The sequence below is a fragment of the Frigoribacterium sp. AC394 genome, assembly GCF_979258095.1.
In genome coordinates this window covers 1720269-1735544 of record NZ_OZ409834.1, presented here as the reverse complement: position 1 = coordinate 1735544, position 15276 = coordinate 1720269, and the positions used below count along the sequence as shown (strand labels likewise).

The following is a 15276-nucleotide window of genomic DNA, read 5'->3' as shown; positions in this document are numbered from 1 at the left end:
CCGCTCAGACCCTCGCGCGCGCGTGGGGGTCTGAGTGAATTCCCGGGGTCCGAGCAGAACGGACACCCGCATGAACCCGCACGACGACACCACCACCGCGACCCGCGCCACGACCACGACCACGACCAGGACGGCGACCACGACCACCGGCCCCGCCGGCCCCGCCGAGACCGTCGTCGCCCTCGAGGGCATCACCAAGCGCTTCGGCGCGACCACCGCGCTCGACGGCGCCTCGCTGACCGTCCGCCGCGGCGAGGTCGTCGTGCTGCTGGGTCTGTCGGGCTCGGGCAAGTCGACGCTGCTGCGTCACGTCGACGGCCTCGAGCGGCCCACCGACGGCCGCGTCACGGTGCTGGGTCGTGAGGTCACGGCGTTGACGGGCCGCGCCCTGCGCGAGCTGCGCAGCGAGGTCGGGTTCATCTTCCAGCAGTTCGAGCTGGTGCCGTCGCTCACCGTGCTCGAGAACGTGCTGACCGGGTCGCTCGCGACGGTGCGCGGGCCGCGCCTCGGGCTCTGGTCGTACGGGCGTGCGGCCAAGGCGGAGGCGCTCGCCCGGCTCGAGCGCGTCGGTCTGCTCGAGCGCGCCTACCAGCGCGCCGACACCCTCTCGGGCGGGCAGCAGCAGCGCGTCGCCATCGCCCGCGCGCTGATGCAGCGTCCGCAGGTGCTGCTCGCCGACGAGCCGGTCGCCTCGCTCGACCCCGAGTCGAGCGACCAGGTGATGGCGCTGATCCGCGAGATCGCCGCCGACGAGGGTCTCACCGTGATCTGCAGCCTGCATCAGGTCGACCTCGCGCTCTCGTGGGCCGACCGGATCGTCGGCCTCCGTCACGGCCGGGTCGTGCTCGACACCCCCACCGAGGGTCTCTCGAAGGCGCAGGTCATGGAGATCTACGGCCGCGTCGCGACGAGCACCGACCAGTTCGAGGCCATCGAGCTCGAGCTCGGCACGGCAGGCACGCCAGGCGCGGCCGGCACGTCCGGCACGTCCGGCACGGCAGTCACGCCCGGCGCGGCCGGCACGTCCGGACTCGCAGGAGGCGCGGCGCACGCCGCCGAGGACACCGTCCGATGAGCATCGTCACCGAGCGCCCGCGCACGACCGAGGCCGTCGTCGCCCCCGTCGCCGCGCCTCCTCGTCGTCGGGTCTCGCCCGAGCGCGTCGCCGCCGGTCTCACGCTCGTCGCGCTCCTGGTCGCGAGCGTCGTCGCCCTCCGCAGCGTCGACATCGACCCCGCCCGCATGCTGCAGAGCTGGTCGAACGCCGAGCGGTTCTTCGGCAGGGTCGGCGCGATCGAGTTCCCGCCCCTCGGCGAGCTGCTGCAGCTGACCGCGCTGACCCTCGGTCTCGTCATCTGCGGCACGCTGCTCGCCGCCGTGCTGTCGGTGCCGGTCGCCGTGCTGGCCGCGTCGAACACGTCGCCCGGCCCGGTCTGGCGCGCCGCCGCCCGGTTCGTCACCGTCCTGGCGCGTGCCGTGCCCGACGTCGTGCTCGCGATGGTCTTCGTGCTGCTGTTCTCGCTCGGCACGCTGCCCGGCATCCTCGCCATCGGCCTGCACTCGGTGGGCATGATCTCGAAGCTCTTCGCCGACGCCATCGAGCAGATCGACGAGGGGCCCCGCACGGCCGTCCGCGCCGCCGGCGGCACGCGTCTGCAGCAGTTCACGGCGGGAGTGCTGCCGCAGGTGCTGCCCTCGTGGGTGGCGACCGTGCTGCACCGCAACGACATCAACCTGCGCGGCAGCGTCATCCTCGGCTACGTCGGAGTGGTCGGTCTCGGCATGGAGATGTCGTTCGCCTTCAAGTCGCTCGACTACGGCCTCGGGCTCGGCTACGCCGTCGTCATCTTCGTGCTCTGCGTCGTGATGGAGATCGTCTCGAGCAGCGTCCGCGCGGTCATGCTGGGGACGGCTCCGACGGGTCGCGGTCTCGGCGACCGCGTCGTGCGACGGGCCACGAGGAGGCGCGGCGCGGCGACATCCGCCGCCCCGGCACCCGAGACGGTCGGCCGGGCGTCGACCACCGCGACGTCCGCGGACGACGCGACCCGCGCCTCCGGAACCGCCGCCCCCGCGACGTCCGCGGACGACGCGACCCGCGCCTCCGGAACCCCCGCCCCCGCCCCCGCGACCGTCGCGACGATGCTGCGCCGCCCGTGGGATCGCGCCCGGGTGCGGACCACCACGTGGGCCGCGGTCGCCGCCGCCGTCGTCGTGGCGAGCATCGTCGTCTGCGACATCGCCTGGTCCGAGCTCGTGACGGTCTGGAGCGGCGTGCCCGCCGTGGCCGTGCAGTTCTGGCCGCCGTCGTTCGGCAGCTACGAGATGTCGACGATGGTCGACGCGATGGGCGAGACCGTCGCGATCGCCCTGGCCGCGACGCTGCTGACCCTCGTCGCCTCGATCGTGATCGGGTCGCTCGCGGCCCGCAACGTCGCGCCGAGCCGGGGGATGCGCGGCGGCATGCGTCTGCTGCTCGTCGGGATCCGCGGGGTGCCCGAGGTGATCCTCGCCATCGTGCTGATCGTGGTCACGGGGCTGGGGACCCAGGCGGGCACGCTCGCCCTCGCGCTCGGCGGCGTCGGACTGCTCGGCAAGCTGCTCGCCGACTCGTTCGAGGAGGTCTCGTCCGGGCCGGAGCGCGCCCTGGCCGCGACCGGCGCCACGCGCCTCCAGGTGTACGCAGGGGCCACCCTGCCCCAGGGCACCCGGGCGCTGATCGGCCACACCTTCTACATGCTCGACACCAACATCCGGGCGGCCACGCTGCTCGGCATCGTCGGAGCCGGGGGAGTCGGGTACTACCTGCTGAACGCCAGCCAGGGCTCGAACTACGGGACGGTCACCGCGATCGTGCTGATGATCCTCGTGACGGTGCTCGCCGTCGAGGGCCTCGCGATGTGGATGCGCCGGGTGTTCCGATGACCGCGCGCTACGACGTCGTCGTGGTCGGCTCGGGCATCGTGGGTCTCGGCGCCGCCCTGGCCGCGGTCGACCGCGGGCGGTCCGTGCTCGTCGTCGACCGGTCCGCCGTCATCGGCGGGTCGACCGTCCGCAACTTCGGACACCTCTGCCTCACCCCGCAGAGCGGCGAGGCCCGGCGGCACGCGCTCGCCGCCCGGGGGCTGTGGCTGCGGCTCGCCCGCGACGCCGGCTTCTGGCTCGCCGAGAGCGGCACCCTCGTCGCGGCGCGTCACGACGACGAGCTCGCCCTGCTCGGCGAGCTCGCCGCGGCCCGCACCGAGCGCGTGCTCGGCGACCGCCCCGAGATCGAGCTCCTCGACGCGGGCGGACTCGCGGCGCGCACCCCGGTCGCGCCCGGCGTGGCCGTCGGCGGCGCCCTGCTGCCCTACGACCTGCAGGTGGACCCGAGGGAGGCGGCGGATGCGATCCGCAGGCATCTCGAGTCGCGAGGGGTCCGCTTCTCGACCCGCACCTCCGTCGGGTCCGTGACGACCGGTCGCGTCGAGACGAGTCGGGGGCCGATCGACGCGGGCACCGTGGTCGTCGCCACGAACCACGACCTCGACCAGCTGCTGCCCGACCTGGCCGAACGGGCCGATCTGCAGCGCTGCGGTCTCGACATGCTGCGGGTCCGCGCCGACCTCCCGAAGCCGCTCGGGGCGCCCCTGCTCACCGGGTGGTCGCTGATCCGCTACAGCGCCTTCGCCGGCACGAGCGCCGCCGAGCTGGTGCGCGCCCGCCTGCACGCCGAGCGGCCCGACCTCGCGGCCCTCGATCTGAACCAGATGTACACGCAGCTGCCCGACGGCTCGATCATCGTCGGCGACAGTCACCGGAGGGGCGAGGCGATCGCGCCCTTCCAGGACGAGCGCGCCTCCTCGGCGTTCCTCGACGAGTTCCGAGCGCTGTTCGGTGCGGAGCCGGTCGTCACCGAGAGGTGGCAGGGCGTCTACGCCTCGGGTCGCGACGAGTTCGTCGTCGACGAGGTCGAACCGGACGTGCTCGTCACCGTCGTCGCCACCGGCATCGGCATGACGACCGGACTCGGTCTCGCCGAGCACGTCGTCGGCGGGCACCTCGACGGCGGGCGCGACGCCGCCCTGCCCGCCGCCCCGCTCCGCGCCCCGCACACCGCCCACCCGTCCTTCCTCCTGGAGAGCACACCGTCATGACCACCGACACCACGCACGCCGCCGCCGCCCCTGTCCCCTCGACCGGCCCGGCCGCCGCGACCACCGCTCCCGTCGAGCTGGTCGTGCTCGACATGGCCGGCACCACCGTCGTCGACGACGGCGTCGTCGAGCAGGCCTTCGCCCGGGTCGCCGACCGGGTCGACCTCGGGCCGGCGCTCACCCGCGAGGAGGCCCTGCAGTACGTCCGCGACACGATGGGGCAGTCGAAGATCGAGGTGTTCCGGCACCTCGCCGGGGGCGACGAACGGGTCGCCCAGCGGGCCAACGAGCAGTTCGAGGTCGCGTACGGCGAGCTCGTCGACGAGAACGGGGTCGACCCGATCGAGGGCGCGGGCGATCTGATCGACGCGCTCCGCGCCTCCGGAATCGCGGTCGTGCTCACCACCGGGTTCTCGCCCGACACCCGAGACCGCCTGCTCGACGCCCTGGCCTGGAAGGTCGACGCCGCCCTCTCGCCGGTCGACGCGGGCCGCGGACGCCCGGCCCCCGACCTCGTGCTCGCGGCGCTGCTGCGCACCGGGGCGTCGTCGGTCTCGTCGGTCGTCGTGGTCGGCGACACGGTCAGCGACGTGCTCTCGGGTCGGGCCGCCGGGGCCGGGCTCGTCGTCGGCGTGACGACGGGCGCGCACACCCGCGACCGGCTGCTCGCCGCGGGTGCCGAGGTCGTGCTCGACAGCGTGCGCGACCTCGTGGGGCTGCCCGCGTTCGCGGGGGTCGCGGGCGGGGCGGGAGCCGCGGTGGGGGCGGCGTCGGTCGGGGCGGCGTCGACGTCTGCGCCCGTCACACCGGTCGCACCGGTCGCGCCCGTCGCACCGGTCGCCCCGGTCGCGTGACCGCGCTCGCGCCTCGGCCCGACTCCGCCGTCCGCGCGGCCGGCCCCGTCGAGCTGAGACTCGACCCCGCCCCGACCGCGATGGTCTGGACGCAACCCGGCCGCCCGCACGACGCGGTCGCCGTGCCGAGCGTCCGCCTGGCCCCCGGAGACCTGCTGGTCGAGGTCGAGCTCGCGACGATCTGCGGCTCGGACGTGCACACGACCCGCGGTGACCGGGCCGCACCGGTCCCGCTCGTGCTCGGGCACGAGCAGGTCGGGCGGATCGTCGCGGTCGGCCAGGGCGCGGTCGCCGTCGACGGCACGCCGCTCGCGCCGGGGAGGCGCGTGGTCTGGTCGCTGACGGCGAGCTGCGGTCGCTGTGCGACCTGTGCCCGCGGCCTGCCGCAGAAGTGCGAGCGGGTGCGGAAGTACGGGCACGAGCGGCTCGAGACCGGGTGGGAGCTCAGCGGGGGCTTCGCCACCCACGTGCACGTGCGGGCGGGGACGGCGGTGGTGCCGGTCGCGGACGACCTCGACGCGCGGCTGCTCGCGCCGGTCTCGTGCGGCACGGCGACCGCGGTGGCGGCGCTCGACGCAGCGTCGGCGATCGTGCCGCTCGACGGTCGGGTCGCGGGTTCGTCCGGTGGTTCGGGCTCGTCGGGCTGGGCCTGGTCGGCCGGTGCGTCGGGCTCGTCGGGCTCGGCCTCATCGGACGGTGCGGCGGCTGCGGCTGCGGCACCGGTCGTGGTGCTCGTGCTCGGTGCGGGCCTCATCGGGCTCACGGTCGCCGCGTTGGCGACCGACGCCGGCGCCCGGGTCGTCGTGGTCGACCCCGACCCGCGTCGTCGTGCTCTCGCGGTCCGCTTCGGGGCGGTCGCCACGGGTGATCCCGGAGTCGCCGCCGACGCCGACGGCAGCGTCGACCGCGCCCTCGAGGCTGCAGGAGGCGCGCCTCTCGTGGCCGTCGAGGCGTCCGGTTCGCCGCACGCCGTCGCGTCGGCTCTGACCAGGCTCGGGGTGGGAGGCGTGGCCGTCCTGGTCGGCAGCGTGTCGCCGGCTCCGGCGGTGCCGGTCGACGCGGAGAGCGTCGTCCGGCGACTCGTCACCGTGCGCGGGGTCCACAACTACGCGCCGCGGCACCTCGTCGAGGCGGCCCGTTTCGTCGAGCGGCGGCACGGCGTCTGGCCCCTGGCCGCCCTCGTCGGCGACGAGGTCGCGCTCTCCGATCTCGACGCGGGGCTGGGCCGGGCCGCGTCGGCGGGAGCGGTGCGGGTCGCCGTCCGGCCGTGACGAGCGGTGACGGCGCGAGGGTCGCCGTCCTCGGGGAGCGCACCCGGCCGGGTGGTCCGCGTGAGTCGAGCTACGTGGCCCAGGCTGAGGATATGCCGCGGTCCACGACGCGACGCCAGCCGTCGGGGGCGGAGGGGTCGCGGCTCGCCGTCCCGGCCATCCAGAGCACGGCCATGAGGTCCTCCGGGGTGAAGTCCTCGGACAACGCGCCGGCGGTGTGCGCCTCCTCGACGAGTCGCCTCCCGAGCGCCGTCGACCGTTCGCAGGCGGTGATCAGCGCCGTGGCGTCCGGGTAGCGCCGGAGCATGGCGTCGTTCATGACGGGGTCGCTGAGCTGCAGGTCGATCATCTCCGAGATGAACGTCTCCAACCGGCCCCGCGGGGACTTCCGGCTCAGCGTCCTCTCGGTGAGCGCCTTCAGCTTCTCGCCCGCGACGGCGGGGACGACGGAGTCGATGAGCGCCTCCCTCGAGCCAACGCGGTTGTAGAGGGTGCCGATGCTCACTCCGGCCTCCCTCGCGATGTCCTCCAAGGGGGCGGACAACCCGCGGCGCGAGAACACGGCGAGGGCCGCGGAGTGCAGCTTCTCGAGGTTCGCCTGCGCGTCGCGACGGAGGCCGGGCGTCTTGGTCACGAGATCTCCAGTAGATATTGAGGGCGGTCTCAACATAAGCTGAACCCTGGTTGAGGACGACCTCAACTTAACCCACCAGTGCGTGGTCCCGTCGGACGACGGGCCGCGGAAGGATTCACATGCCTCTCCTCACCATCATCGGAGCCGGTCCCGGCCTGGGCCTCGAGATCGCCCGCGCCTTCGGGCGGAAGGGCTTCGACGTCGCACTCGTCGCCCGCGACCAGGCCAAGCTCGACGCCCTCGCGTCGACCCTCGAGGCCGAGGGCGTCCGTGCCCGCGGATTCACGGCCGACGTCAGCCGCCCCGAGACCATCACGAGCGCCCTCGGCGCGATCACGGGGGCACTCGGCCCGATCGACGTCCTGGAGTTCTCACCCGCGGACCCGAGCCTGGCGCCCGTCGACGTCCTCGACGTCACGATGGAGAATCTGCAGCCGCAGATCGACTTCTACCTCGGCGGGGCCCTCAGCGCCGTCGGCGCCGTTCTCCCGGACATGATCGCCGCCGGTAGCGGAACGGTCCTCGTCACCACCGGAGGCGGCTCGATCAGCCCGATGCCCTTCCTCGGCAACGTCAACATCGCCGCAGCCGGCCTCCGCAACTGGACCCTGAATCTCCACGACGCCCTCGCCGAGAAGGGTGTCTATGTCGCCCACGTCGGGATCACAGCCCTCATCGGAGCCGGCCACCCCGACGCCGAGCCCGACGTCATCGCCGAGGCGTACGTGAAGCTCCATGACGAGCGGAGGGACGCGGAGCTGCACCACATCGCCTACGACGGGTGACGCCCGAAGGTGCGATCGAGCAGCGGGCGGCCGTCCGTCCATCGCCCCGATCAGCGGCGACTGCGAGGGCTGAGCCGACCCGCGCCTCCCGGGCCTGCGCGTCGACGGCGGCTGCGGGACAGGCGCCGCCGCCTCACGCCCCGATCGTGCGGATGAAGTGGTCGCCCTCGCGGGCCCGGCCCGAGGCGGACACGGTGAAGCGGACGATGTCGCTGCGGTAGCGGTCGTCGGAGGCCTCGAACGTCCGGCCGTCGCGCCCGCGGGTCACGCGGTGCAGGCGGAGGATCGGCGTGCCCGGTTCGACGCCGAGGAGGCGCGCGTCGAGTTCGTCGGCCGCCACCGCGTCGATCTCGTGGTCGACGTCGTCGTAGCCGAACCCCCGCGAGTCGAGGTACTCGGTGATCGAGACGGTGTCGAGGTCGACGTCGAAGAGCACGCGGCCGACCTCCTCGATGAAGGTCAGACGTTCGAGCATCGTCGGGCGGCCGTCGACGGTCCGCAGTCGGACGACGTCGACCACGAGGTCGCCGGTGGCGATGCCCAGGGCGCGGGCCTTCTCGTCGCCGGCCCGGCGCAGCGAGACCTCCTGGGTCAGGGCCCCGGGCTCGCCGCCGACGTCGCGGACCCACTTCGTGAACGGGATCGACACGTCGACGGGGTGATGCGTCTTGCGGGCGACCACGCGAGCCGGTCGACCGCGCCGGGTCTCGACGAGACCCTCGCTGCGGAGGGCCGCGAGGGCGTTGCGGATCGGACCCCGGGAGGTGCGCCACTGCTCGGCGAGCTCGCCCTCGCTCGGGACGTCGTCGCCGACCGCGAGGTCGCCGTGGACGATGCGTCGGCGGAGGTCGTCGGCGATCTGCTCGTAGAGGGTGATTGCCACGATCGGAGCCTAGCGAGCGCGCGCCGCCCCCGCCCCGCCGCCCGCGCGCATCGAGGTGACCCGAACCGGCCCCTCGAGCCGCGCAAGGGCCCTCAACGGGTCACTTCGATGCAGCGCCTCCGGCGCCTCCCCGCCCCGCGCCTCCTGCCGCTTGCGTCGAGGTGACCCGAACCGGGCCCTCGGGGTGCAGGAGGGGTCCCTTCGGGTCGCTTCGACGCAGCGCCTCCGGCGCGTCCCGCCCCGCGCCTCCTGCCGCTTGCGTCGAGGTGACCCGAACCGGGCCCTCGAGGTGCGGGAGGGGTCCCTTCGGGTCACTTCGACGCAGCGCCTCCGGCGCCTCCCCGCCCCGCGCCTCCTGCCGCTTGCGTCGAGGTGACCCGAAATGGGCCCTCGGGGTGCAGGAGGGGTCCCTTCGGGTCACTTCGACGCAGCAGCCCTGCGCACGCGCGTGCGCAGCGCCCGCGCAGCGCGCGTCAGGCGCCGTCGGGCGACTCGTTCACGGCGGCGTTCAGGGCCTCCGTGATCTCGTGCAGCTGCGGGATCGCGCTCAGGATCGTCTCGTCGGTGCCGGTCGTCGAGAGCACGTAGCGGTACGCCTCGCGCAGGTTCGTCATCGCGTCCGTGCCGGCGGCGGTGAGGTGCAGGTGCAGACTGCGGCGGTCGTCGGGGTGCTTCGTCCTGACGACGTGGCCGGCCTTCTCGAGCCGGTCGATCACGGCCGTCGTCGACCCCGAGGTGATGAAGAGGTCGCGGGCGAGCGCCGTCGGCGTGATCCCGGGGGTGTCGCCGACGGCGAGCAGCGCCGAGACCTCCATCGGGGCCAGGCCGACCACGCGGGCGGAGTGCACCCGGTAGCGTCGGTGCGCCTCGTCGAGGTGGTGCAGGGTCATCGCCAGTCTCTCGACGGACTCCGGGGCGTTCTCGGGCGTCGCGGGGAGGACGGGGCACATCGTGGTGGTTCTCTCATCGGGCTCGGGGCCACGGGCCCGCGAGTCGGGTGGCGGTGGCGCCGACGGCGCGACCGGTGAGGCAGTGTGCCCAGGATAATGCTGCAGGCCGGGGGTCGACGTGTCCAGACCCCGTCCGGGTGGCCCCGTCAGCTGCGCGCTCGGGGACGCGACCGTGCCGACCTGCTGGACGCGCGCCTCCTCGGGGCGTAGTATTCATGCAAACGTATAGATAGCAGCACGGTCAGGAGCCTCATGTCACACCCCCTCGAGTTCGGCCTCGACACCTTCGGCGACGTCACCGAGCGCCCCGCGGGCGTCGACGGCGCCGGAACGCTCAAGACCCACGCCCAGTCGATCCGCGATCTGGTCGACCAGGCCGTGCTCGCCGACCGCGTCGGGCTCGACTTCATCGGCGTGGGCGAGCACCACCGCATCGACTTCGCCGTGTCGGCTCCCGAGGTCGTGCTCGCCGCGATCGCCGCCCGCACCGAGCGCATCCGCCTCGGCTCGGCCGTCACCGTGCTCAGCTCCGACGACCCGGTGCGGGTCTACGAGCGCTTCGCCACGCTCGACGCGGTGTCGGACGGGCGTGCCGAGGTGATCCTCGGGCGCGGGTCGTTCACCGAGTCGTTCCCGCTCTTCGGCCTCGACCTTCAGGACTACGAGAAGCTCTTCGAAGAGAAGATCGAGCTGTTCGCCGAGCTGCTGAAGGACGAGCCCGTCACCTGGCAGGGCAGCGTCCGCGGATCGCTGAGCGACCAGTGGGTCTACCCGCGCCCCGAGTCGGGCACGATCCCGACCTGGGTCGGCGTCGGCGGATCGCCGCAGTCGGTCATCCGCGCCGCGCACTACGGGCTGCCGTTGTTCCTCGCCATCATCGGCGGGCAGCCGGCGCAGTTCGCGCCGTACGCCGATCTGTACCGTCGCGCGCTGACCGAGTTCGGCAAGCCGTCGCAGCCGATCGCGATGCACTCGCCCGGCTTCATCGCCGACACCGACGCCGAGGCGCTCGAGATCCTCTACCCCTACCAGGAGGAGCAGACCAACCAGCTCGGTCGCGAGCGCGGCTGGCCGCCCTACTCGCGCCCGCAGTACGAGCAGAGCGCGAACGCCACCGGCGCCCTGTACGTCGGCTCGCCCGAGACCGTCGCGCAGAAGATCGCGCAGAACCTCACGCTGCTCGGGGCGTCGCGCTTCGACCTCCGCTACAGCATGGGTCGACTGCCGCACGAGCACATGATGCGCAGCATCGAGCTGTACGGCACCGAGGTCGTGCCGCGGGTGCGCGAGCTGATGGCCTGAGCCGCAGGCTCATGACGCCGAGGAGGCGCGGGTCGGGACATCCCGGACCGCGCCTCCTCGTCGTCTCACGACCGGAGCGTCAGCTCTTCTCGCAGGCGATGCCGTCCTTGTCGCGGTCGTGCTTCGCGTTGGCGGTGTAGAGCGCCTTGTCGAACTTGACGGTGCCCTTGAGCTTGCGCTTCTCGACGGCGCCGTTCGTCTTCTTGACGAGGTTGACCTTGATGCCGGGCTTGGCGATCCCTCCCGAGAACGCCTTCTGCACTGCGGTGCAGTTCGCGTAGACCTTGGGGGCGGCGTAGGCGGGCGCCCCGACGCCGAGGGTCAGACCGCCGCCGAGGGTCAGCCCCACGGTGACGGCGAAGGCGACGAATGCGACTCGGGTGCGGGCGAAGACGGTCGACGGCATGGGTTCCTCTCGGCGTGCTCGGGCAGCACATGTCGAGAGTGGCTCACCTCGGGGGCGGCGGCCAGCCCCCGATCGGGTGGGGCGGCGACGCGTCCGCCCCCGCGGCCGGCTCAGCGCCCCCGGTCGCTCCGTGCGAGTGCCCCGAGCTGCTCGTTGTACGCCTTCAGCTCGGCGTCGTCGTCGCGGTCGGCCTTGCGGTCCTTCCGCTTGGCCTCGCGGCTGTCGCTGCGGCTCCACATGATGGCGACGGCGATGGCGAGCGACACGGTCGGGATCTCGCCGACGCTCCACGCGATGCCGCCGGCGGCGTACTGGTCGGCCATCGGGGTGGCGCCCCAGGTGCGACCCATGGCGCCGTACCAGTCGGCCAGGAACAGCCCCGTGCTCGTCATGATGCTGAGCCCGAAGAACGCGTGGAACGCCATCGTCGCCAGCAGCACCAGCAGGCGCATCGGGTAGGGCAGGCGGCCCTTGACGGGGTCGATGCCGATCATCGACTGCACGAACAGGTACCCGACGATCAGGAAGTGCACGATCATCCAGTAGTGCCCGAGGTGCGTCGTGGTCGCCCAGCTGAAGAGCGACGTGTAGTAGAACACGAACAGCGACCCGGCGAAGAGCACGGCCGACACGATCGGGTTGCTGATCACGTGCGCGTACCGCGAGTGCACGAGGATCATGATCCACTCGCGCGGCCCGCGGGTGCCGTCGGTCCGCTTGTGGATGGCGCGCAGGGCGAGCGTCACGGGCGCACCGGGCACGAGCAGCACCGGCACGACCATGCCGAGCGCCATGTGCGCGAGCATGTGCGCGCTGAACAGGTACTCCTCGTAGACGTTCGGGGCGCCGCAGGTGATGTAGAACAGCACGACCATGCCGGCGATCCACGAGACCGTGCGCCCGGCCGACCAGCGGTCGCCGCGACGGCGCAGGCGCGCGACGGCGGCGAGGTAGAAGAAGACGCCGAAGGCGCAGAGCAGGGCCCAGAGCATGTCGGGGTTCCACTCGGTGAGCCAGCGCATCGGGGTCAGCTCGGGCGGCAGCAGCTCTTCGGTGAGGATCTCGGCGGGTGTCGGGTCGGCGAGGTCGCTCGCGGCGACCTGCTCGACGGGGGTCGCGGTGCGACCGAGGGCGGCGGCCACGCCCGAGGCGATGCCCATGAACGCGAGCTCGGCCGAGACGAAGTACCAGAACAGGCGGGTGGTGGCCTTCGGGTGCGTGCCCATCCGTGCGACCAGGAACCTCCGCTGCACGACGCCGAACAGCCCCAGCGCCACGAGCGCGAAGGTCTTGATCAGCACGAGCACCCCGTAGCCCGTGGTCAGCGACGACCAGCTGCCGAGTCGCAGGGCGGCGCTGCCGACGCCCGACACGGCGACGACGACGAAGCAGATGATCGCGAGCGTCGAGTAGCGCGACAGCACGATCGCGAGCCGGGTGTCGTCGAGCGTGCCGCGCAGCAGGGCCAGCAGCACGAGTCCGCCGAGCCAGACGGAGGCGCCGATGAGGTGCAGTGCGAGGTCCGTGACGGCGGCGTCGTGACCGCTCGATCCGGCGGCGTGCCCCTGCTGGGCGATGGGGATGAGCCCGCCCATGGCGAGCAGCGTGACGCCGATCAGCGCCCAGATGTTGCGGACGACGAAGCACATCACCGTGACGGCGGCGGCGATCAGCGTGGTGATCAGCCAGGCGTTGCCGAGTTCGGTGTCGGTGAGGAAGAACGCGAGCTGGCGGCCGAACTGGTCGTCGAAGGTCACGGCGACGTTGGCGACGCTGAGGAACGTGAAGAAGGTCGTGGCGGCCGAGGCGACGGCCCAGAACCCGGCGGCGCCGGCGGCGATGTCGAGCGCCTTGTCGTACTCGGGGCGAGCGCGGGCCAGTGCGAAGCAGGTCAGTGCGAGGGTGCCGATGGTCGCGGCAGCGCCGATGTTGTTCAGCATCTTGGCCATCGGGAGGCCGTAGCGTACGACCTCGCCCGGGTCGACGACGAGCGGGGCGTCGGCCGCGCCGCCCAGCTCCAGGGCGACGAGCAGCGCCGCGAACGCCACCAGCACGAGGAGTGCGGGCCCGGTGATGCGGGTGAGTTTCGGCACGGGTTCCAGCCTAGGTCGGGTGCTCGGGGTGCGGAGACGGATCGTTCGGCCCCGAGAGACCGGCGGGTTCTGCACAGGTCGGCCGAGGAGGCGCGGGTCGGCCCCTGGGGACGACGCCCGGCCCGGCGCACGAAAGGGGGTGCCGACCGAAGTCGACACCCCCTGGGGCTTCGTGAGAAGCGGAGGACTACTTGACGGCGGCCTTGAGCTTGCTGCCGGCGCTGACCTTGACGCTGTCGCTCGCGGCGATCTCGAGGGCCTCACCCGTCTGCGGGTTGCGGCCGGTGCGAGCGGCGCGGTGCGTCTTCTCGAAGGCGATCCACCCGGGGATGGTGACCTTCGTGCCGTCCGCGACGGACTTCGACACGACGGAGAAGAAAGCGTCGACGACGCCGCTGACGGCGGCCTGGCTCTGGCCGGACTCGGAAGCGACAGCTGCGACGAGCTCGGTGCGGTTCAGTGACTTGTCAGCCATGTGTTTGTCCTCCTCGGACTTCGTTCGTAAGACGAGACGCGGCGTTCACCGCGTCCGTGCGGTAACAGGCCCGAGGGCCCTGTGGAACCGCGTAAAACCTACCAGGAAGACTTCGTGATGCCCGGAAGCTCACCGCGGTGAGCCATGTCGCGGAAGCGGACACGGCTGATGCCGAAGGCCTTGAGGTGACCGCGGGGGCGGCCGTCGACCGAGTCGCGGTTGCGGAGGCGGACCGGCGACGCGTCGCGGGGCAGCTTCTGCAGACCGAGGCGAGCGGCCTCGCGGCTCTCGTCGGTGCCGTTCGGGTCGATGAGCGCCTTCTTGAGCTCGAGACGCTTCTCGGCGTAACGGGCGACGATGACGGCGCGCTGGTTGTTCTTGGCGATCTTGCTCTTCTTGGCCATCTCTAGCGCTCCTCGCGGAATTCGACGTGCTTGCGGATCACGGGGTCGTACTTCTTCAGCACGAGGCGATCGGGGTTGTTACGACGGTTCTTCTTGGTCACGTACGTGAAACCGGTGCCCGCCGTCGAGCGGAGCTTGATGATGGGACGGACGTCCTGCTGACGAGCCATTAGATCTTCTCCCCACGAGCGAGAAGGTCCTTCACGACCGACTCGATGCCACGAGCGTCGATGACCTTGATCCCCTTGGCGCTGAGCTGCAGGGTCACGTTACGACGAAGCGACGGCACGTAGTACGTCTTCTTCTGGATGTTGGGATCGAAACGACGCTTGGTGCGTCGGTGCGAGTGCGAGATGTTGTGTCCGAAGCCGGGGATGGCTCCGGTCACCTGGCATGTTGCTGCCATGGTCATTCCTCCGTAGATACCGTAGGGAGCACTCCGTTCTGCGAACGGGAGCCCCTACCCAAGGTCACTTGTCGGCGCGCGTCGTCCCCCATGGATCCGCATGACGGAGCCGGTGTGGCGGGGGATTCGGTGCACATGGGCGCAGAGAGCGCCCAACCAAAGAGCAAGAGTACGCGACACGCCCGGGATCACGCAAGCCGCGCCTCCTCGGCGTCGACGGCGGCAGCCGAGGAGGCGCGGGTCAGCCCTCGGAGGAGCCGCGGGTGACCGCGGGGTCGCGCCCCGCGGCGGCCTCGGCAGAGCACGCCGCGCAGAGCCCGAAGACGTCGACGATGTGCTGAGCCTCGGTGAAGCCGTGCTGAGCGGCGACCTGGCGGGCCCAGGTCTCGACCGCGTCGGCCTCGATCTCGACCGTGGTGCCGCAGACGCGGCAGATGAGGTGGTGGTGGTGCGTGCCGGGGGTGCAGGCGCGGTAGAGGCTCTCGCCCTCCTGCTGCAGCGAGTCGGCCGATCCGTCGGAGGCGAGGTCGGACAGCGCCCGGTAGACGGTCGCCAGCCCGATGGGCGAGCCCGCCTCGCGCAGCTGGGTGTGCAGCGACTGGGCGCTGACGAAGCCCTCGCTGCTGTCGAGCGCCTCGCGCACGGCCTCGCGCTGCCAGGTGTTGCGTCGGACCACC

Annotated in this window: 17 protein-coding genes; 7 read left to right on the top strand and 10 right to left on the bottom strand. The window is 72.3% G+C overall.

From position 1 onward, the window contains the following. The first annotated feature begins 70 nt into the window (after nucleotides 1-70). Genes phnC through ACZZY9_RS07940 form a run of 5 tightly spaced genes read left to right on the top strand, consistent with a single transcriptional unit; the run spans nucleotide 71 to nucleotide 6261 of the window. On the top strand, nucleotides 71-1075 hold the full coding sequence (gene phnC / locus ACZZY9_RS07960) for a phosphonate ABC transporter ATP-binding protein (RefSeq protein ID WP_463463684.1): 1005 nt from the start codon (nucleotides 71-73) through the stop codon (nucleotides 1073-1075). Then, a complete protein-coding gene (phnE, locus tag ACZZY9_RS07955; RefSeq protein WP_463463683.1) occupies nucleotides 1072-2925 on the top strand; it encodes a phosphonate ABC transporter, permease protein PhnE in 1854 nt (617 codons plus the stop codon). The genes phnC and phnE overlap by 4 nt, the downstream gene beginning before the upstream one ends. After that, nucleotides 2922-4136: a TIGR03364 family FAD-dependent oxidoreductase gene (locus ACZZY9_RS07950; RefSeq protein ID WP_463463682.1), complete on the top strand. Its 1215-nt coding sequence runs from the start codon at nucleotides 2922-2924 to the stop codon at nucleotides 4134-4136. The genes phnE and ACZZY9_RS07950 overlap by 4 nt, the downstream gene beginning before the upstream one ends. Further along, nucleotides 4133-4990 carry a phosphonatase-like hydrolase gene (locus tag ACZZY9_RS07945; RefSeq protein ID WP_463463681.1) on the top strand — a complete coding sequence of 286 codons (858 nt, stop codon included), beginning with the start codon at nucleotides 4133-4135 and terminating at the stop codon, nucleotides 4988-4990. The genes ACZZY9_RS07950 and ACZZY9_RS07945 overlap by 4 nt, the downstream gene beginning before the upstream one ends. Continuing rightward, entirely contained in the window at nucleotides 4987-6261 is a 1275-nt protein-coding gene (locus ACZZY9_RS07940) for an alcohol dehydrogenase catalytic domain-containing protein (RefSeq protein WP_463463680.1), read from the top strand. The genes ACZZY9_RS07945 and ACZZY9_RS07940 overlap by 4 nt, the downstream gene beginning before the upstream one ends. Before the next feature lie 70 nt (nucleotides 6262-6331). Here ACZZY9_RS07940 and ACZZY9_RS07935 read toward each other — a convergent pair whose 3' ends face one another. Then, nucleotides 6332-6895: a TetR/AcrR family transcriptional regulator gene (locus ACZZY9_RS07935; RefSeq protein WP_463463679.1), complete on the bottom strand. Its 564-nt coding sequence runs from the start codon at nucleotides 6893-6895 to the stop codon at nucleotides 6332-6334. A gap of 119 nt (nucleotides 6896-7014) precedes the next feature. Here ACZZY9_RS07935 and ACZZY9_RS07930 point away from each other — a divergent pair, with 119 nt between their 5' ends. Then, nucleotides 7015-7680, top strand: a complete 666-nt coding sequence (locus ACZZY9_RS07930) for an SDR family NAD(P)-dependent oxidoreductase (RefSeq protein ID WP_463463678.1) — start codon at nucleotides 7015-7017, stop codon at nucleotides 7678-7680. Between the two features lie 133 nt (nucleotides 7681-7813). Here ACZZY9_RS07930 and ACZZY9_RS07925 read toward each other — a convergent pair whose 3' ends face one another. Continuing rightward, nucleotides 7814-8563, bottom strand: coding sequence for a GntR family transcriptional regulator (locus tag ACZZY9_RS07925; RefSeq protein WP_463463677.1), 750 nt, complete (start codon nucleotides 8561-8563; stop codon nucleotides 7814-7816). 473 nt (nucleotides 8564-9036) lie between these two features. Continuing rightward, nucleotides 9037-9513, bottom strand: a complete 477-nt coding sequence (locus ACZZY9_RS07920) for a MarR family winged helix-turn-helix transcriptional regulator (protein ID WP_463463676.1) — start codon at nucleotides 9511-9513, stop codon at nucleotides 9037-9039. 252 nt (nucleotides 9514-9765) lie between these two features. Between ACZZY9_RS07920 and ACZZY9_RS07915 the strand changes: the two genes are divergently transcribed. Continuing rightward, on the top strand, nucleotides 9766-10815 hold the full coding sequence (locus ACZZY9_RS07915) for an LLM class flavin-dependent oxidoreductase (RefSeq protein ID WP_463463675.1): 1050 nt from the start codon (nucleotides 9766-9768) through the stop codon (nucleotides 10813-10815). A 79-nt stretch (nucleotides 10816-10894) separates the two neighbouring features. On the opposite strand, the gene ACZZY9_RS07910 is transcribed toward ACZZY9_RS07915, so the two are convergent. From ACZZY9_RS07910 to ACZZY9_RS07880, 7 genes are all read right to left on the bottom strand, one after another. Beyond that, the gene (locus tag ACZZY9_RS07910; protein WP_463463674.1) at nucleotides 10895-11221 is read right to left on the bottom strand and encodes an excalibur calcium-binding domain-containing protein; all 327 of its coding nucleotides are present in this window, start codon (nucleotides 11219-11221) and stop codon (nucleotides 10895-10897) included. A gap of 110 nt (nucleotides 11222-11331) precedes the next feature. Continuing rightward, a complete protein-coding gene (locus ACZZY9_RS07905) occupies nucleotides 11332-13314 on the bottom strand; it encodes a cytochrome c oxidase assembly protein (RefSeq protein WP_463463673.1) in 1983 nt (660 codons plus the stop codon). Nucleotides 13315-13501: 187 nt separating this feature from the next. After that, nucleotides 13502-13789, bottom strand: a complete 288-nt coding sequence (locus ACZZY9_RS07900) for an HU family DNA-binding protein (protein WP_043595940.1) — start codon at nucleotides 13787-13789, stop codon at nucleotides 13502-13504. Nucleotides 13790-13887: 98 nt separating this feature from the next. Next, nucleotides 13888-14193, bottom strand: a complete 306-nt coding sequence (gene rpsN, locus ACZZY9_RS07895; RefSeq protein ID WP_192061646.1) for a 30S ribosomal protein S14 — start codon at nucleotides 14191-14193, stop codon at nucleotides 13888-13890. 2 nt (nucleotides 14194-14195) lie between these two features. Further along, on the bottom strand, nucleotides 14196-14363 hold the full coding sequence (rpmG, locus tag ACZZY9_RS07890; RefSeq protein WP_043595944.1) for a 50S ribosomal protein L33: 168 nt from the start codon (nucleotides 14361-14363) through the stop codon (nucleotides 14196-14198). Beyond that, complete coding sequence (rpmB, locus tag ACZZY9_RS07885; protein ID WP_022885355.1) at nucleotides 14363-14599, bottom strand: 50S ribosomal protein L28; 237 nt, start codon at nucleotides 14597-14599, stop codon at nucleotides 14363-14365. Before rpmB ends, rpmG begins: the two co-directional genes overlap by 1 nt. A gap of 241 nt (nucleotides 14600-14840) precedes the next feature. Continuing rightward, a complete protein-coding gene (locus ACZZY9_RS07880) occupies nucleotides 14841-15275 on the bottom strand; it encodes a Fur family transcriptional regulator (protein ID WP_320478148.1) in 435 nt (144 codons plus the stop codon). Nucleotide 15276 lies beyond the last annotated feature (1 nt).